The organism is Streptomyces sp. NPDC103540 (genome assembly GCF_055584445.1).
The window spans coordinates 1-17850 of sequence record NZ_JBVJMA010000021.1 but is presented as its reverse complement, the minus strand read 5'-3'; the positions used below and the strand labels follow the sequence as shown (position 1 = coordinate 17850).

Annotated in this window: 17 protein-coding genes; 11 read left to right on the top strand and 6 right to left on the bottom strand. The window is 71.2% G+C overall.

The features are described from left to right. The first annotated feature begins 25 nt into the window (after positions 1–25). The 7 genes from ACZ6ZI_RS35430 to ACZ6ZI_RS35400 all read left to right on the top strand — a co-directional run bounded on the left by ACZ6ZI_RS35430 (position 26) and on the right by ACZ6ZI_RS35400 (position 9704). The gene (locus ACZ6ZI_RS35430) at positions 26–403 is read left to right on the top strand and encodes an HIT family protein (RefSeq protein ID WP_469528114.1); all 378 of its coding nucleotides are present in this window, start codon (positions 26–28) and stop codon (positions 401–403) included. Next, entirely contained in the window at positions 400–888 is a 489-nt protein-coding gene (locus tag ACZ6ZI_RS35425; RefSeq protein WP_469528112.1) for a nucleoside 2-deoxyribosyltransferase domain-containing protein, read from the top strand. Before ACZ6ZI_RS35430 ends, ACZ6ZI_RS35425 begins: the two co-directional genes overlap by 4 nt. A 341-nt stretch (positions 889–1229) precedes the next feature. After that, positions 1230–2048 carry a PIN domain-containing protein gene (locus tag ACZ6ZI_RS35420; protein WP_469528110.1) on the top strand — a complete coding sequence of 273 codons (819 nt, stop codon included), beginning with the start codon at positions 1230–1232 and terminating at the stop codon, positions 2046–2048. Between the two features lie 203 nt (positions 2049–2251). Continuing rightward, complete coding sequence (locus ACZ6ZI_RS35415; protein WP_469528108.1) at positions 2252–2893, top strand: hypothetical protein; 642 nt, start codon at positions 2252–2254, stop codon at positions 2891–2893. 73 nt (positions 2894–2966) lie between these two features. Next, positions 2967–3512, top strand: a complete 546-nt coding sequence (locus ACZ6ZI_RS35410) for a hypothetical protein (protein ID WP_469528106.1) — start codon at positions 2967–2969, stop codon at positions 3510–3512. Between the two features lie 85 nt (positions 3513–3597). After that, on the top strand, positions 3598–5880 hold the full coding sequence (locus ACZ6ZI_RS35405) for a helicase associated domain-containing protein (RefSeq protein WP_469528104.1): 2283 nt from the start codon (positions 3598–3600) through the stop codon (positions 5878–5880). A 53-nt stretch (positions 5881–5933) separates the two neighbouring features. Further along, a complete protein-coding gene (locus tag ACZ6ZI_RS35400; RefSeq protein ID WP_469528101.1) occupies positions 5934–9704 on the top strand; it encodes a Helicase associated domain protein in 3771 nt (1256 codons plus the stop codon). 98 nt (positions 9705–9802) lie between these two features. Here the strand turns inward: ACZ6ZI_RS35400 and ACZ6ZI_RS35395 are convergent, their stop codons facing one another. The 5 genes from ACZ6ZI_RS35395 to ACZ6ZI_RS35375 all read right to left on the bottom strand — a co-directional run bounded on the left by ACZ6ZI_RS35395 (position 9803) and on the right by ACZ6ZI_RS35375 (position 13188). Beyond that, positions 9803–10372 (bottom strand): Uma2 family endonuclease, encoded by a 570-nt coding sequence (locus ACZ6ZI_RS35395; RefSeq protein WP_469528099.1) that lies wholly within the window; start codon positions 10370–10372, stop codon positions 9803–9805. 265 nt (positions 10373–10637) lie between these two features. After that, entirely contained in the window at positions 10638–11783 is a 1146-nt protein-coding gene (locus ACZ6ZI_RS35390) for a zinc-ribbon domain-containing protein (protein WP_469528096.1), read from the bottom strand. A 91-nt stretch (positions 11784–11874) separates the two neighbouring features. Further along, the gene (locus ACZ6ZI_RS35385) at positions 11875–12573 is read right to left on the bottom strand and encodes a hypothetical protein (protein WP_469528094.1); all 699 of its coding nucleotides are present in this window, start codon (positions 12571–12573) and stop codon (positions 11875–11877) included. A 139-nt stretch (positions 12574–12712) separates the two neighbouring features. Further along, the gene (locus ACZ6ZI_RS35380) at positions 12713–12967 is read right to left on the bottom strand and encodes a hypothetical protein (RefSeq protein WP_469528092.1); all 255 of its coding nucleotides are present in this window, start codon (positions 12965–12967) and stop codon (positions 12713–12715) included. Next, a complete protein-coding gene (locus ACZ6ZI_RS35375) occupies positions 12967–13188 on the bottom strand; it encodes a hypothetical protein (RefSeq protein ID WP_469528091.1) in 222 nt (73 codons plus the stop codon). The genes ACZ6ZI_RS35380 and ACZ6ZI_RS35375 overlap by 1 nt, the downstream gene beginning before the upstream one ends. A gap of 342 nt (positions 13189–13530) precedes the next feature. Here ACZ6ZI_RS35375 and ACZ6ZI_RS35370 point away from each other — a divergent pair, with 342 nt between their 5' ends. Genes ACZ6ZI_RS35370 through ACZ6ZI_RS35360 form a run of 3 tightly spaced genes read left to right on the top strand, consistent with a single transcriptional unit; the run spans position 13531 to position 15229 of the window. Then, the gene (locus tag ACZ6ZI_RS35370; protein WP_469528089.1) at positions 13531–13938 is read left to right on the top strand and encodes a hypothetical protein; all 408 of its coding nucleotides are present in this window, start codon (positions 13531–13533) and stop codon (positions 13936–13938) included. Between the two features lie 55 nt (positions 13939–13993). Continuing rightward, positions 13994–15067: a DUF6292 family protein gene (locus ACZ6ZI_RS35365; RefSeq protein WP_469528087.1), complete on the top strand. Its 1074-nt coding sequence runs from the start codon at positions 13994–13996 to the stop codon at positions 15065–15067. Positions 15068–15076: 9 nt separating this feature from the next. Then, positions 15077–15229 (top strand): hypothetical protein, encoded by a 153-nt coding sequence (locus tag ACZ6ZI_RS35360; protein WP_469528085.1) that lies wholly within the window; start codon positions 15077–15079, stop codon positions 15227–15229. Here ACZ6ZI_RS35360 and ACZ6ZI_RS35355 read toward each other — a convergent pair. Then, positions 15211–16230, bottom strand: coding sequence for a DNA polymerase Y family protein (locus ACZ6ZI_RS35355; RefSeq protein WP_469528083.1), 1020 nt, complete (start codon positions 16228–16230; stop codon positions 15211–15213). The genes ACZ6ZI_RS35360 and ACZ6ZI_RS35355 overlap by 19 nt on opposite strands. 213 nt (positions 16231–16443) lie before the next feature. On the opposite strand from ACZ6ZI_RS35355, the gene ACZ6ZI_RS35350 reads away from it, so the two are divergent. Then, positions 16444–16809 (top strand): DUF6233 domain-containing protein, encoded by a 366-nt coding sequence (locus ACZ6ZI_RS35350; RefSeq protein ID WP_469528081.1) that lies wholly within the window; start codon positions 16444–16446, stop codon positions 16807–16809. Positions 16810–17850 lie beyond the last annotated feature (1041 nt).

The window sequence follows — 17850 nt, the reverse complement described above, 5'->3', positions numbered from 1 at the left end:
GACCACCCACCAGGAGAGGCCCGCCGTGCAGAACTGTGCCTTCTGCTCCATCGCCGCCGGCAAGGCCCCGGCCGCCATCGTCCGGGAATGGCCCGACGCCCTCGCCATCCGCCCCCGCACCGGCGGGGTGACCGAGGGCCACGTCATGGTCCTGTCGCGCGTCCACGTCGCCGACGCCGGCACCGACCCGGAGGTGACCGCCGCGGTGATGCGCCGCGCCGCCGAGCTGATGGCCGAGCTCCCCGCCGCCAACCTCATCACCTCCAGGGGCGCCGCGGCGACCCAGTCCGTCTTCCACCTCCACGTCCACGTCGTGCCGCGCCAGGACGGCGACGACCTGCCCCTGCCCTGGACCCCGCAGCACACCGCCCGCGCCGCCGCGCAGAACGGAGCGTCCTCGTGATCGGCATCAGCCTCGTCATGGCCCGCGAGCCCATCCCTGCCGGCCCGTCCGTCTTCCTCGCCGGCCCCACCCCGGACAAGAGTGCACCTGTCCCGTCCTGGCGGCCGGCCGCCGTCGAAGCCCTGGCCGCCCAGTGGACCGGCGCCCAGCCGCTGACCGTCCTGAGCCCCGAGTCCCGGCACGGCCGGCGCGCCGACCGCTACGAGACCCAGGTCGACTGGGAGACCGACGCCCGCGCCGCGGCGAGCGCGATCCTCTTCTGGATCCCCCGCGACCTCAGAACCATGCCCGCCATGACCACCAACGTGGAGTTCGGTCTGGACGTGTCGACGGGCCGGGCGGTGCTGGGCTGCCCGCCCGACTGCCCCAACCCCGAGCGGAACCGGTACCTGATCTACGTGGCCCGCCGCCACGGCGTGCCGGTGTGCACCACCCTGACCGCCACGGCCGCCGCCGCCCTCGCCCTCGTCGCCGACGACCACTGATCCCCGTCGAACCGACCGGAAGGAATCCCTGCGCGCCCGGGGCCCCCATGTCTTTGGTCAAGGTGGTCGGTGGCAGTGTGGCTGTCACGAGTGATGACGTGCCTGTTGGGGAGTCGGTGGGTGAGGGCATGCGTCCGTGCGACTTCTGTGGTCATCCGGTCGTGATCGACTCGGTTGACGAGCGTGACTGCCCTGTGTGCGGCGAGGCTGCTGAGGGTCAGGCTGCTGCGGCTGGCCGGGAGTCGTAGAAGGTTCCGTCGCGGAGCACGGAGAAGAGGACGTCGGCCGTCCTGCCGGAAAGGGGCCCCCGCTTGAAGGCCGGCCCTGCGAGGATCGCCGGCATGAGACTGAAGCCGGGCTACACGCTGGACGTCGCCGAGAAGGACCTCGCTCTCGCGCTGGGGAAGTGGCGCAACCTCATCGACAACCAGGAGGGGTTGTGGGAGCGCTACCTGCGAACGGTCACCGATACCCACAATCAGCTCGCCCAGTCGCTGGCCGAGCCCGACCTCGGCGAGGGCCTCTACGCGGGCCACTACTGGCAGCTGGCGACGCCTGCGGGCAATTCTCCGTTGCTCCACGGCACGCTGGTGCGTGAGGTGAGGCGACAAATCACCGCGATCGAGCGGGCCCAGGAGGGCATAGCGGAGCTCCGTCGATACGCGGAGCGGCCCGGTGTGGCGATCGTGTACGACACCAACGCCCTCAACCACTGGGAGCGCCCGGATCAGGTGATTTGGTCCCAGTTCCTGCGCGAGCAGGGGTTCGGTCGTCGAACCGCCCGACTCGTCGTCCCGCTCGTGGTGATCGACGAGCTCGACCTCCAGAAGGGGGGCAAGAACGCCCTGAGCGAAAAGGCCGGCAACGCCATCCGCTTCCTGGAGAAGACACTCGACGGTATTGCTCCGGGCGAGGCGGCGGACGTGCGGGACGATGCCACCCTGGAGGTCCGCCTCGACCAGCCGGGGCACCGCCGCGGCGACCCGGACATGGAGATCCTGCTGTGCGCTGCCGAGCTGGACCGGCTCGGCGTTTCGACTCTGGTGCTGAGCAACGACTTCGGCCTGCACCTGCGCGCGCGGAACATGGGGCTGACCCCCGTACGGCTCTCCAAAACCCAGCACCGGAAGACGTCGCCGGGCACCACGCCCAGCCCTTGAACCCCCTGGCCTGTCCCAACACCGGTCGCCCGCCCGCTCGAACGACGTGATGAACGAAGGTTCGATTCGACAACTACCCCCCGGGGGATAGAAAAACTATCCCCCGGGGGGTAGTGTCTTTCGTGCCGGGGTCATCCGGCACAGCGAGCCCCGTCTCTACCGGCGTTGGAGCGCCGGAGGGGCCACGTCGAGAGGGTACCGACATGTCCGAGAACCTCAAGGTCAACCTGCGTCTCGTCGACGAGCCCGACGGGCTGTACTGCCACTTCCAGGGGCAGAGCGAGGCCCAGCCCGCCTACGTCGAGCTGGGGCTGGAGGACGGCGTCCTGCTCGCCTCCTACGACTCGATGATCCGCTCCACCCCGGGGAGCGTCTACCACGGCATCGACCGGCGGTGGGCGATCCCGGTCCTGACCCAGGCGGCCGCCAACGACCTGCTGGAGGAACTCGTCCCGCTGGCCCAGCGTGTCCTGGACGGTTCCGACATCGAGTGGGACGGCAGGAACAAGGTCGGGCGCATCCTCTCCGACGACGCGATGGACGCGTTCGACCAGATCAGCGCGCGCTGCGACCTGCTGAACGAGGGTCAGGACGACGACGAGGACCGCCTCAAGGTGTGGTCCACCGACAGCATCGGGGACCTGTGGAGCGCCGAGGACGCGGGCGTCACCGCCGAGACCACGGACGAGGAGCTCGTGGGGATCGAGGCCGTCCTGATCCGCGAGTTCACCGAGGGCCAGTACGACCCCGACGAGGCGACGGGGGAGTACCCGCACGTCGAGATCCACGGGCTGACGTCCTACCTGCGCACCCTGCGCGACGAGCTCGCCCGCGACGAGGACTGACCGCCCCTGCCGACGTGGCGCCGGCTCGGACGGGTCGGCGCCCCCTTGACCCCTACCTTTCGGAGCGACACAGATGACCACGACACCCGACGAGATGCCCGACTGGTTGCGGGAGGTCCACGACGCGGACCGGGCGCTGGGCCGGCTGCACCGCGAGTCGGAACAGATCGCCGACCGGCGGGCCCTGGCCATCGACCGCGGCGTGAAGGCGGCCGGCCGAGGAGGCCGCGACGCGGTCGCCGCCGTGTTGGGCACTCGGGTCGGAGCCGTCGACAAAGCCATCGCCCGCGCCCGCGGCGCCGAGCGCCCCGGCTACCTGCCCCTCGACCTCGGCGAGCGTCTCCTGGAGATGGAGTTGGCGGAGATCACGCCGTTGACGGAACGTCAGTGGCAGGCGGTGGGATGGCTGGTGCGCGGCACGATCGTGGACGTCACCTGGCTGAACGACCCGGCCGGACTCCTGGCGGGCGAGGTGGAGGACTGCGACCTCGACGACGGCGACGTCGACCGAGCCGAACTGGCCCGAGCGATCCGCTCGTGGAGCCGCGTCCAGACGATTGCCGTCCTGGAGGCGCTGCGCCGAGGACAGGACGAGGCAAACCTGCCGACCCGCCCGTAGAGAAGGGGTGCGCGGCGTGCCCGGGGTCGGGCCGCCGCGCTTCCCGCTTGCCTTGTCCCAGCCCGCGTTTCGGAGGATCTCGCACATGAGCACGGCGACCATCGCGTTACGGCCCTACCAGGAGGAAGCCGTCGCGGCCATCCACGAAGGGCTCGTGGACGGCGGCCGCGGGCAGCTGCATGCCGCGTGCGGGTCGGGCAAGACGGTGATGGGGGTGATCGCGGCGAATCGGTTGGTGCCCGGGGACGGGCTGCTGGTCGTCCTCACGCCTTCCCTGTCGCTGGTCGCGCAGACCCTTGCCACTTGGCGGGCCCACGCCCGCCTGGACTCGGTGCTGGCCGTGTGTGGCGACGAGACGGTGGTCGAGGACGCACCCGCCCATCTCGCCGACATCGACGCCGCGACCACCACCGACGTCGCCGTGATCCGAGCGCGGCTCGCGATCGGAGGCGGGCGCAACCTGATCGTGGGGACCTACGCGTCCGCCCGCCGTCTCGCCGAGGCACTGCGTGAGGCCGGCCGCACGGCGGACCTGGCCATCCTCGACGAGGCACATCATCTGGCGGGATCCGTCGACGCGGTGATCCGCCGCGTGCTCGACGACGCGTACCTGCCCGCGCACCGGCGCCTGTTCATGACGGCCACCCCGCGGATCGGAGCCCGCTTCCACGCGGACGACGACGCGGCATTGACGGTGGGCATGGACGACGTCGACGTGTTCGGTCCGGTCCTCGCCGCCTATCGCTTCGCGCAGGGCATCGCCGAGGGCTACCTGGAGGACTACCGCATCGCGGTGATCGGCGTTCGCGACAGCGAGGCGCGCCGGCTGTTGGCCGAGACGGGCACCGAGTACGTGGACGCGCTCGGGGCGCCCAGCCTCCAGACCGTCGTCGCCCAGGTCGCTCTGGGGCGGGCCCGCGAGCAGTTCGGGATCCGTCGGGTCCTGACGTTCCATGCCCGGGTCGAGACGGCCGCCGAGTTCGCGCGGACCCTGCACCGCACCCTCGCCCGTACGGCGCCGGCCGAAGTGGAACATCTTCACGCCGCCCATGTGCACGGGGAGATGGAGCATAGGTTTCGGGATCAGGTCCTGAGCCACCTGGAGCGCGGTGACGAAGGGTGGACCGTCGTCAGCAACGCCCGCTGTCTGGGCGAGGGCGTCGACCTGCCGGCGTTGGACGGGCTGCTGTTCGGGCACCCGAAACGGTCGGCCGTCGATATCACCCAGGCGGTCGGGCGGGCCCTGCGTCGTGATCCCCGGGTGCCGGGGCCGTCCACGATCATCGTGCCGCTGGTGGTACCCGAGGAGGACGGCGAGATCGGCGACCTCGATCCCGGGGACTACGCCACGCTGTGGCGGGTCGTGAGGGCCCTGCGCGCTCACGACGAGTCGCTGGGCGTGGCCCTGGACAACCACCGCCACACCGGCTCGGCAGAAGACCCGCGGCTGCCCTCGAAGATCACGGTCGTGATGCCGCCCGGCACCAGCCGGTTCCTGACCGATCTGAAGCTGCTGCTGGTGCGCCAGACCACCAGTGTCTGGTGGGAGGGGTATCGCGAGGCCGTCCGCTACCACGAGGAGCACTCCCACCTCTCGGTGCCCGCCGACCATCGAACCGCCACCGGGTTTCGCCTCGGAGGATGGCTTGCCCAACGGCGCTACGAGCACCGGCGCGGCCTGCTGCACCAGGACCGCATCCGGCAGCTCGATGCGCTCGACATGCCGTGGGACCCGTCGGGCGAGGCCTTCGCCGTGAACCTCGCCGCCGCCGCCCGCTACCGTGCCGAGCACGGCGACCTGCGGGTGCCGTACTCCTTCCGGAGCACCGACGGAGTGGGCCTGGGCGCCTGGGTGATACGGCAGCGATCCCTGCGCCGCACCGGACGGTTGCCGGCCGACCGGGTCGCGGCCCTGGACAGGCTCGGCATGCTGTGGGAGCTCACACCGGCCGTGGAAGCGTGGCGGGCCGGCATCGAGGCATCCCGCCGATACCACCGCGAGCACGGGCACCTGAACGTGCCGCGCGAGTACCGCACCAAGGACGGGCACCGGCTCGGCGACTGGCTCAACACCCAACGGGTCAAACACCGAAAGGGCGCACTGCCGCTCGCGCTCACGACCGAGCTCGCAGAACTGGGGATCGTGTGGGAACGCGACGACGCCCGCTGGCGCCAGATGTACGCCCACGCCCAGGCCTACCATCGCGTCCACGGCCACCTGCGCGTACCGCACGCCTACAGGACCGAGGACGGGAGCAGGCTCGGTTCCTGGGTCCTGCACCAACGGCAACTGCGCAACCGGGTGAAGAAGGGCGGCATCAGCGCCGACCGCATCCGGTTGCTGGACCTGCTGGGGCTGCGCTGGTAAGCGTGCACCCACCGGATCCACACCCGACTGCTTCGACGAAAGGCAACACCGCGATGACACCGGTCCGTCCCGCCGACAGCGTGCTGCCCAGGCCGCGGCACCCCGGGCCGGGACCCGCAAGCCCGGTCGCGTTCACCCCCCGCCCCTACCAGGTCGAGGCCATCACCGCCATCACCCAAGGCCTCACCGACGGCGGCATCGGCCAACTGCACGCCGCGTGCGGATCCGGGAAATCCTTCATGGCCCGCCAGGCCGCCTACGAACTCGTCCCCGAGGGCACCGTGGCCATCCTGGCGCCGTCGCTGGCACTGGTGGCGCAGATCATCACCACCTGGCGCGAGCGGGACCCCGAGGTGTCGGTTCTGGCGGTGTGCTCGGACGATTCGGTGATCGGCGACGACGAGGCGATCCGCGAAGCCGACGTCCCCGCCCCCACCACCACCGACCCCCAGGTCATCGGCGACTGGCTGGCCCACCCCCGCCCCGGCCACCGCATCATCGTCTCCACCCACCAGTCGGCCCTGCGCCTGGGCGCGGCCCTGACCGCCCACGGCACCCCCCTGGACCTGCTGATCATCGACGAGGCCCATCACCTCAGCGGCCGCCCCGACGGCCAAAACGCGCAACTCGTCGATCCGAACGTCCTGCCCGCCCGACGCCGCCTCTACATGACGGCGACCCCCCGCGTCGACGCGACCGCCGCGGCCCGCCACGGCCACCTCTCCATGGACGACACCAGCGTCTTCGGCCCCGTCCTGTACGACTACCCCCTCAGCCGCGGCATCGCCGAGGGCTACCTGGAGGACTACCGCCTCTACGTGGTCGGCATCCGCGACAGCCAGGCCCGCGCCATGCTCGCCGACGCCGAACACGAGTACATCGAGCGCCGGCCCGGCACCCCCACCCTGCAAACCCTCGTCGCGCAGGCCGCCCTGCTGCGCGCCGCACGCGAACACGGAGTACGCCGCGCCGTCACCTTCCACCACCGGGTCCAGGCCGCGCAGGAGTTCGCCGCCACCCTCCCCGACACGGCCCGCCGCATCGCCCCCGACATGCCCCCACCGGCCGCCGCCCACGTCCACGGCCGAATGGACCACGCCACACGCGCGAGCGTCCTCGACACCCTGCGCCACCCGCCCGCCGGCACCTGGGCCTGCGTCTCCAACGCCCGCTGCATGGGCGAGGGCGTGGACGTGCCGGGCCTGGGCGCCGTCCTGTTCGCCCACGCCAAGACCAGCGTCGTCGACATCGTCCAGGCCGTCGGCCGCGCCCTGCGCCTGGCCCCCGACAACCCCGGCCCCTCCCTCGTCATCGTCCCCCTGATCGTGCCGGACGAGGACGGCGAGATCGGCGACCTCGACCCCGGCGACTACGCCACCCTGTGGCACGTCGTGAGGGCCCTGCGCGCCCACGACGAACCCCTCGGCCTGGCCCTGGACACCCAACGCGCCACCCCGGGCGCAAGCCCCGCCCCGCAACTTCCGCAGAAGATCATCGTGGAGATGCCCGAGGGCACCTCCGATGCCGTCCTGCACCAGGTCGAACTGATGCTGGTACGCCAGAGCACCTCACCGTGGTGGGAGGCGCTGGCCGCCGCCCGCGCCTTCCACGCAGCCCACGGCCACCTCGACATCCCCCTGCGCCACATCGCCGAGCACGGATTCCGTCTCGGGCACTGGCTGGTCAAACAGCGTCAGTACCGCCGCCAGGGTGTCCTGCCGGCCTCGCAGGCCGCGGCCCTGGAGGCCCTGGGCATCGTCTGGGACCCGGCCGAGGCCCGCTGGAGGGAGACCCTCGCCGTGGCCGCCGACTGGCAGCGCCGTCACGGCCACCTCGACATCCCCTCGAACACCACCGAAGCCGACATCGCGCTCGGCTCCTGGATCGGCAAGCAGCGCGCCGCCCACCGCGCCGGCACGCTCCCCGACACCCGCAAAGCCGCGCTCGACGCCCTGGGCATGCTGTGGGAAGCACACCGCTCGACCTCCCTCGACCGGCACCTGAAACAGCTGGACGCCTACCGGGCCGCACACGGCGACACCCTCGTACCCCAGAGCCACATCACCGCGGACGGAACCCGGCTGGGCGCGTGGGTCGGCCAGATGCGCGCCAAGTACAGTGCCGGGAAGCTGCCCGCCGAGCACATCCGACGCCTGGAAGCCGCAGGCATGCTGTGGAAGGTACCGAACCCCTTCGTGCGGGCCTTGGCCGCCGCCCGCGCCTTCCACGCCGAGCACGGCCACCTCGACACCACGCCCGGCACAACCGTCAACGGCGTCGACCTGCACCGATGGCTTCACACCTGCCGCCAAATGCGCCGCCGCGCCGCCCTGCCCGCAGACCGGACCGCCGCCCTGGACGCCCTCGGCATCCGCTGGCAGGCCCCCGACACGATCCCCGCACGCCTGGAAGCCGCCCAGGCGTTTCGGCGCGAACACGGCCACCTCGCGGTCCCGGGCGACTACGTCACCCCCGACGGACACACCCTCGGCCAGTGGATCACCCGCTGCCGCGTGAAGCACAGGGCCGGCAAACTCCCCTCGGACATCGCCGCCGCCCTGGAGGCCCTGGGCATCGACTGGCAAACCAACCCGCGCTGGGCCCGCTGCCTGGCGGCCGCACGCGCCTACCACGCCCGACACGGCCACCTGCGCCCCACCGGCCGAGAGACGATCGACGGCGTGGACCTGGCAGCCTGGGTCACCCGCCAGCGCGCCCTGTGGCGCGAGGGGAACCTCACCAAGGCCCAGATCGCCGACCTCGACGCCCTCGACATGCAGTGGCAGGTCCCGCGCGGCAACACCGGCGGCCACCGAACCCCACCGCGCTGGCACGCCCGGTTCGCCGAGGCCGCCCGCTACGCCGAAGCACACGGACACCTCAACGTCCCCCGCCGACGGACCGACGAGTGGGACAGCCTCGTCAACTGGATCTCGCGGCAACGGACCGCCCACCGCCGGGGACAGCTCACCGACGAACAGATCGCCCTGCTGGAACGCATCGGCATCGACTGGGCCCCCACGGCCACCAACCGCCCCAAACCGGCCCCGGCCGACACCCCCGCGCGGCCCACCGCCCGCAAACCCGCCCAGCCGACCCGGACGGACCTCGACGGCCAGGCGCTCCTTGAAGCGGTCGCCGACGGCCAGAGCATCATCGACGCGGCCAAGGCCCTGGGCCACAACTACGAGTGGGTCCAACACCTGCAACAGAAACGGGCCTTCAACCGGTCGCTCAATGACGCCCGAAAGGCCGGCAGTCTCAAGCGCGAAACACCCAAAGCCACCGTGGATGAGGCCCAGGAACGGGCCCTGGAGGAATGGCGCAGGACACGGGCCGAGCGGATCGAACAGGCACAACGCCACCTGGACGACTTCTGCCGCCTCCTTGAGGAAGGACAGACCCAGAAAGCGGCGCTACGGCAACTGCGCCTGGACCGCAAAAGCCTCGCGGCCGCGGCGAGGCTGGTACCCAAGAGCACCGACCGCATCAAGGCAGCCGCCGAGATCGGCCGACCCAAGCGGGCGCCCCGAACGCCGATGCCGATCGTCGACCGCGACGCACGGGCCCGGCAGATCGTCCTGTCCGTCCTGGCCGCCGGCGGAAACCTCGCCGAGGCCGCGAAGAAGGTGAACACCACACCCCAATGGGTGGTCCGCCAGTACCGGATGAACAACGACTTCCGCGCCGCCGCACAGGCGGTGACCGCCCTGAACCCCGCGAACACCTTGGAAGCCGACCTGGACGCCTACCGATGGTCCCCCACGGACGTGTACGCCGCGCGGCAGCCCCCGCGGATCCCGTCCGACCCGACCCCACCGTGACCCCCGCCCCGAAGCTGCGCGATGCCTGCGGCGCGCCGGTCCCGGCGGCGGAACCCTTCGTGGGACGACCCACAGATCACCGCCGGACCCGCGGTGCGTCACGGCATGAGGCGATCGAGGTCGACGCTGTCGAAGAAGCAGTCGAACGGCCTGGGCAGTCGAATCGACGAGCCGAACGGGTGAGGGCCTTCGACACGGCCATACCCGTGCGGCCGGGGCTCGGAATACAGCGTGACGACACGCTCCTCGGAGTCGACCAGCAGGTAGAGCGGAGCTGCGTGCTCGGCGTACCGCGCGATCTTGATGATCCGGTCGGGTTCCCCATCGCCGGGGACGGTGACCTCCACGATCAACAGGGTCTGGTCGGGGCGCAGGGCGCCGGCGCCTCTCGCCAGCGCGGCGGGTACGACCGCGAGGTCCGGCGAGTACCAGTTCGGCGATCCCGGCAGGTCGAGGTCCCCGGACCCCAGCACGCATGCCATCTCACGCACACGGGGACGGATCCGGTCACGAACCGCGTCCACCACCAGCTCATGACCCCAACCGGGCGTCACCGGCACGATGTCGCCCTCGATGATCTCCACCCGGGATCCCCGGATCCGGCTGATCGCGAACTTCAACGCGCGCTCGGGATCGACCCCTTGTACGTACTCCGGCACCAGGCCCATGCGAATCTCCATTCCCCCCGGAGAACGAGCCACGTCGCCAGGGGTGACATCTTCCACGAGCCTCCGCCCCGCCCGCGCGGCGTGATGGCCTGTCGCCCCGCCCCGCCGGACCGCTGCCGCACGATCCGACACCGATGTCCGCTCAACCCCCGGTACCAGGAGCGGGCATCGAGCCGACATTTACGGGCGTCGGCGGGCACGTTCGCCGCGGCCCGCGCTGCGTCGCGGAGCGCCAGGATCACGGGCAGCCCCCCCGTTGCTGATGTCAGCCGTGCTCCGTCAGGGACCGGACGAGCGCTCGGGCGTCCACGACGGCCACCCCGTCGACATCCTGCACCGGCCCGGCCCCGAACCGCACCCACACCGGTACCGCGCCCGCGTCCCGGACGAACTCCAGCTTCTGCGCCGATGCCGAGTTCGGCCGGGAGTCGATCTCCACCACGACCGACCATCCGGTGCCCGCCCGCCCCAACAGGTCCACGCGCCCGTACCGGCCCGCACCCTCGGGGATGACCGGTACCTGCAACTCGGCGTAGACCGCCCCACCCTCTCCCGTCAGCTTCTGGAGCAGGCCGCGCAGTTCCAGGGTCAGGGCCCGAGTCACCTCGGCCGTGGTGCCCGGCACCGGCCGGCCGGCCGGCCAGCGCTCCGCCCACAACTTCAGGACGGTCAAGAACACCCCGGTGAACTCCTTCAGCTCCTCGGCCGACGCGACGGGGCCGGGCTCCCCGCCGAGGGCGTGCCACCAGCCGTCGGCCCAGTGGGCGCGACCGAAGATCTTCAGTACCCCGTCCCGGAGCCCCGCCTCCGCGCAGGCGTTCAGGGTCGGGACGGCACGCCCGGCGGCTGCGGTGACCCGCTCCACGGTCCGGTCGGTCTCGCCGGCCTTCCCGAGGACCTGCTCACCGGCGATGGCGTACTGCAGGTGCTTCGCCGCCCAGTAGCGCCACTCCAAGACCAGGCCCTCCGGCATGCCGTCCGGTAGTCGCACCGCGTCGAGCAGCTCCCCGGCCCGGCTGGCGGAGGCCTTCGCGGCGGCGGACAACTCCGCCTTGACGCGCGGCGCGCTCTCCTCGAACTCCCGGCTCCGGCAGTTGAAGCACTTGGCGTGTTCGGCCTCCCGGGTGCCGATCCGGACCGTCTTCACGCACCCGCACCCCGGGAACACCCGCCGCGTCTTGAACCCGACACATTCCTTGCACGCGGCGATGTCGCCGGCCTTCCACTTCGGCATGGACCGCCGGCTGATCACAGTCTCCTCCCACTCGTGACCGGCCGGGCACAGCCACCACATCATCGGGCCGCCCGTGCCGACACGGTCCGGAGTGAGAGAGCCGTTCCGGGTGGGGTGCCAGGTCGCGGCCACCGTCGGGAACGCCTCGGCGAGGGACACGGGGAAGGTGCGCGGCATGGGGTGCTCCCGTTCTGCGGTTCGGTCGTCAGCAGTCCGCAGCGTTGCGCACCGCCGGGCCGCGCGCAGCCATACCCTCCCCCCTTGACACCTAAGGGTAGGGAGTTGTCAGTGCCGATGCGACCTGGGTCAGGCGGGCGGTCGGCCAGGCAAAGTGGTTGGCAGGGTTACGGAAGGAGTAGCCACCGTCGTTGATCAGGTAGCCGCCCTCGGCCGTCGTCCATCGTGCGGGGCCACACTGCCCCTGATGCTCAAGGAGTGTCGCAGCAAGCCGCTCGGGCTCCTCAACGCGGGTGCGGGAACGCAGTGCGGCGGTCAGGCGCTCGGCAGCGTCATCCGGTATGGCATCGTCGCCGAATGCCGGGAGCAGGAGCAGGAGTCGGGCGTTTGGGTCAGTGGTGCTGCCGCCGGGTAGGCCGTTGTCGGCCGCGGTGGTCAGCTCGGCCCAGGACAGGCCCGGTCCCATGAAGTGCCCATCGTCTTGAGCCAAGGTCTCGGCCTCGACCCAGTCAGGGTGGTGCACGAGGTAGTCGATGCCGGCTTCCCCCTCCAAGGCGCGGTAGACCACATGCAGGTGGTGGTCACCGGCGAGCGGCACGGTGAACACGGGCCAGGTATCGCCTCCCAGCAGCTGGGACAGCAACGCTCCCATTTCCTGGTCCTGTGTGGCTCCTAGAGGCAGGTGGACCTGCCAGAACAGGTGCTCGTCCAGGAGTTCGGGCTGGTGGCGGAACGGGCCACCGTCATAGCCCGGGATCCGGTCCGGAGGCGTCTGCGAGCTTTTGGTCACGAGGCCATCATGTCCCCACCTCCCTGACGACTGACCGATGGGGTGGGGCGGCCCGCTGAAGCCCTGGCTCGAAGATCAGAAACAGGCAGGTGTGGGAGTCCGGGGCTCTGCTGCGGTCGTCGATTCGGTATCTGGGGAGTCAGTCCGTTTCGACGTAGGCGACCAGGATCAACGTGCCCAAGACCGTCGGCACGTACACGATCCGAACACCGTCCTCGCTGTGCTCGCGGATGGCACCGTGCTTCGACGGGATGCCGATCTCGGGATTCCTGGAGATGGTCATCAGAGCGGGGTCCAGTCGGAGGCGCTCGGCCTCCGTCATTCGCTCGATCTGCTCCTGCGCCACGTCGTAGAAGACGATGCGGGCGCGCCTGGGGCCACCGTGCCGCCCCATCAGGCGACGCTGGAGGTGGGGGAGGAGTCGTCGAGCGGGGGCTGCCCGAGGTTCTCGCGCAGGTCATCCCAGGAGGTGACGCTGTTCAGGTCGACGCCCTCGCCGGCCAGGCGCTCCAGGACGTAGGCCATCCGCGGGTCGCTGTCAGCCATCTCGCGCGCGTCGGCCCGCAGGGCCTCCTGTTCGGCCGGTTCGAAGACGATCCGCATCGTGGTCTCCAAGTCGTAGACGCTGCAACGAGGCTAGCGCAGGAGCACTGCGTCGGAGCCAGGAAGCCGGACACGGGAGGGCGGCCTGGCCGGTGCGTGGGCAAAGCCGGCGGAAACGAAAGCGGCCGGCGCCCACTTCCGCCGAAGCGGGTGGCAAGGGCGCCGGCCTACCGAAAACACACACTCCGGGAGACCCGAGAGGCGTATCTCGTCTCTGAGTGTATCCGCACGCCGCGGCGTTGCGGAAACAACGCACTTGCCAGAAGTTATGTAAGCTAGGTAATGTTTTCTTGCTTCGCGGGTGGTGGCAGCCCGCAGCACCGAACGCACACCCCTTAGCATCCTGGAGGCCCCGTGTCCCTCTCCCTGACACACCCCGCCAGCAGCCCGACGCAGACCGCGGGCGCCGCATTCGAATGGCCGGTCACCGCGGCGGCCGCCGAAGCCGAACTGGTCCGCCTCGCCGGGCTCCTGGCAGAAGCCGGCATCACCACCGTCCCTGCCACCGGTACCCTCGCGATCCCCGGACTCGCCCCCGGCCCGGGCGACACCACCGGCATCCGAGTCCGCACCACCAGCCGCCCGCCGCACGCCCTGTATGTCATCGGCGCGGGCAGCATCACGGCGCACACCGGTGCCGACAGCGCCTTCGCCTACCTCCGCCCGCTCATCGAGGCGGCCGCCCGTCCCTGCGACGGATGTGGTGCCGAGGCCCACAGGCCGTGCAACCCGAACTGCCTGTCCGACCCCTCGAACGACTGACCACCCCGATCGGCGGGGCGCCCGCGCGCCCCGCCCCATGATCAAGGAGAAGAACATGATCCGCGCCGGACGCCTGCAGTACGTCTGGACCATCTCCGACCTGGCCAAGGCGGCAGGCAAGTCGGAGGGCTACTTCCGGAGCCGACAGATGCACCGGGTCGAGGGCCACCCCAGGCCCATCAGCTCACCCTCCGCTCGCAACCTCCTGTGGGACAGCGAACAGGTCAAGGCCTTCCACGCCGGCCAACCGGTACCCACGCTCCCCGCGAAGGTCGACCCGCAGGACCTGCTGGACCGCCACGAAGCCGCGGAGGTACTCGGCATCGAACCCGTGACTTGGAACACCTACAAGCGCGACCAAGAACTTGTCGACGGCATGGTCCTCGTGCCCGAAGGCCCCAAGGGCACCGAGCACTGGCCCCTGCACCTCGTGCTCGCCTACAAGGACAAGCGCCCCGGTCGAGGCGCCGGCGGCGGCCGCCCCTCGGGCAGCGGCGACATGATCCCCCGCGACCAGATCCTGCCGCGGATCGCCGAGCTCCTGGAGGCCGACCCCGCCGTCACCGTCGAGACCGTCTCCGACACCCTCGGCATCACCAAGTTCCCCACCGCGCAGTCCGGCCTGGCCACCCTCCGCGGCCGACGCATCGCCGACCTCGTCGAGCAGCAGCGCGGCCTCGACCTGAAGGACGCCGCCCTCCAACTGGGCTACCCCGCCATCACCCACCGCGCCGCCATCACGTTCGCCGAGCGCGAGCTCCGCGCCCGCGGCGCCCAGCCCTACCTGCAGCACACGGCCGATGTCCTGGCCGCCGCCGGCATCGCCCAGCAGGCCCAGGTCGAGATGCGCCAGCTCGACGGAGGCGCCGTGGCCGCCGCCGTGATGCTCGAAACCGACCAGTCGGCCGCCGCCGCAGTGTGGGACTCCCGCTACGGATGGCGCACCTCGACCAGCCGCCGGCACCCCATCGGCAAGGACACCGACACCGCACCCGAAGGCGAAGGAATCCGCTACCTGGGCAGCGGACTGCGGCCCGAGCCCGAGGAACTCCTCGCCGCACTGCGCGACGGCCGCAAGGGCGCCAAGCGCCCCAAGGCCGGCACGGACGAGGTCAACAGCGAGGGCTGAGGGAAGGCCATGCCGCACGAAGAGGAACCCGAGGCGCTCCAGGTCACCCTCCACGGTCACTGCCGGCACCTCAGGATGTACGAGAAGTACTTCCCCGAGCGCGACGGCGGTGTGCGCCTGGACGGCACGGAGGGACGAGGGCGTCAGCCGGCCTGCCGGTAGCTGGCCGCGGGCCCCACTGTGCCGGACCCGAACCGGGCATTGAGCAAGTCGATCGCCTTCTCCGCCCGCAGCCTGCGCTCGCGGCCCTGGTCGAAGGACAGCTGCTCGGCAACCGCGGCTGCGTCGACCAACTGCTCGCAGCGCAGCGCGATGCCGCGCACCCGCGCCCGCTGGAACCCCAGCGCCCGGAACATCTCGTACGCGGTGTCGCGGAGGTCCTCGGTGTGCGCGCTCGGGCCGCCGGGCAGCTGACGGCTTCGGTGGACCTGGGACCGGTCGGCCAGGGTGACGGTCATCGTGATCGTTCTCGCCGCCTGGCGCCGGGTGCGCAGCCGGTCGCCGAGCTCGACCGCCAGTGACAGCAGCGCGGCACGGACCGCCTCGGGGGAGAGGGTGTCGAGGGCGAACCGCCGCTGCGCGGCCGTGCTGTGCGGGAGCTCGGTCGGCACCACCACCCGGCGGTCGATGCCGCGGGCCACCTCGCGCAGCTCCCGGCCCGCCCGCCCGCCGAGGACCCGCTGCACGGTCGCCTCCGGCAGCTGCGCCAGCAGACCGATCGTGTGCACCCCGAACTGCACCAGGCGCTGCTCCTGGGTACGCCCGATGCCGTAGAGCTCCCCGACCGGCCGGTGGTGCAGAAAGGCGGCCACCTGCTCCGGCGAGGCCCCGACGGCGACCAACCCGGTGCGCAGGGCGTCCCGGGAGGCCATCGCGGCCACCGACCAGGTGGGGCCGACGCCGATCACCACCGGCAGCCCGTACAGCGCCATGGCCCGGGTCCTGATCATCCGCCCGAGCTCGGCCGGGTTCCGGTCGAAGAAGCGGATGCTCCCCGACACGTCCGCCACGAGCACCGATGGCGGGATCGCCTGGACCACGGGGGTCACCTCTGCCACCAGGCCGCAGAGCATCCGGTAGATCACCGGGTCCACGTCCACGGGGCAGCGCAGATGCAGCATGGAGGAGCCGGCGCCTGCCGGTTCCCTCTGCTCGTCGTCCACGGCGACACCTCCCATAGCCACCGTATCGAAAACTTATTCGAACAAGCACCTCGGGAAGCGGAACGAGAGATTCGAACAGAGGTACGATGCTGAGGTGATCTACAGAACCCTGCCCAGCCTGTGCCCCGGACGCACCGAGGGCCGCACAGAGTCGGCGGCCGCGGGGACCGGCATTCCCGCGGAAGGCCTCCGGCCCCACGGGGAGGCGTAGCGATGTCCGCCGGACGCGACCTGGACTGGCTTCTGCCGCCCGACGTCGAGCGACTGCGGACGCTGGAGCGCTGGTGCCTGGTGCTGCTGGAGTTGATCCGCGGCCGCATCGCCGAGATCGAACGCCGGGACCGCGTCACCGAGGCGGCCCGCAACCGGCCGGCCGTCACCCCGCTGAACGAATGGAAGCTGGAGCACCCCATCGGCAGGGAAGGGCGCATGCTCCTCCACACCGCCGACTGCCGCCTCGCCTCCGGCCGGACGCGGCCCACAACCCGCGAGCAGGCACTCGACGCGCTCCGCCAGCCCCAGGTCGAAACCTGCTCGATCTGCCCCGCCGCCCAGGAGCTCGGCATCACCGACCCCTGAGCCCTGCGCGCGCCCACCGGCCCCCTCCGAGGACAGTCCAGGCCACGGATCCGGCATGCCCACCAACACCTGCTTTCTCCCCGCAGGCCCCGTCCCAGGACCGACCGGCTCCCAGCCCACCGAACGTGGCTTGCCCACCGCACCCGCAGGCTTGCCCAGGACGGTCCACCCATGGCTTGCCCATGAGGCAGCCAGGCTTGCCCAGTCTGTGAAACACCAGCTCAGGAGGCCTGCCCGCAGCACAGAGCGGGGGTTCGGCGGACATACGGGCCGGGCCCTGATCCGGCGGGACCCCGGCGGCGGCGAACGGTCAGGCGCTGTGCGGAGCGTGCAGGATCGTTGCCCAGCCGGCCACGTCCTGCGGCACCCCGAACCCATGTCGACGTTGGCGAGGAACCCGGTGGACGCGCGCATGTCCCGCAGCGCCATCTTGTACCGGCCCGCGAGCACCTCGCCGACCTGGACACCGCGGCCGAGGGCCACCGGGGCCCTGGCCGGCCCTGAAGTGGGCCACGGCGCCGTGGTCGAGGTGCCCACGGCACGCTGTTGCTCGTCGTTGACCACTTCGGGAACTGCGGGACGACCGTCGCGATCGGGGACTGGATGATCGCCTTGCTCGGCCTCGCCTGCCCGGCCGCCACGACCTTTGCTACCACCGCCGGCGGTAGGTAGGAGCAGGCCTGTCCGGCGCGCTGCGGGAACTGGTGTGCAGGGACACGGTAGTTGTCACCGAGCGACGTCCTCGACCTGGTGCTCGACTGCGCCCGGGACACGATGCTTGTCACCAGCGGGACGCAGTTCTTGGCACCACGGGCTTCGTGGACAGCGCATCTGTCACCGAGCCGGTGACGGCGACCTGCGCCGATGGCCTAGCCCTCCGCGCGCCGCCGCTCGCGGTGACAGAAACCGTGTCCAGGTGGCAACTGTCGTGTCCCGGCACATCTGCTGTGACGTGCAGCGATAGTTGTCACCGGTGATGCCCTCCGACCAGAGACGCTCTCGCGGGATCGCAGCGCTTTCTGTCACTGGATGCGCGTGGTA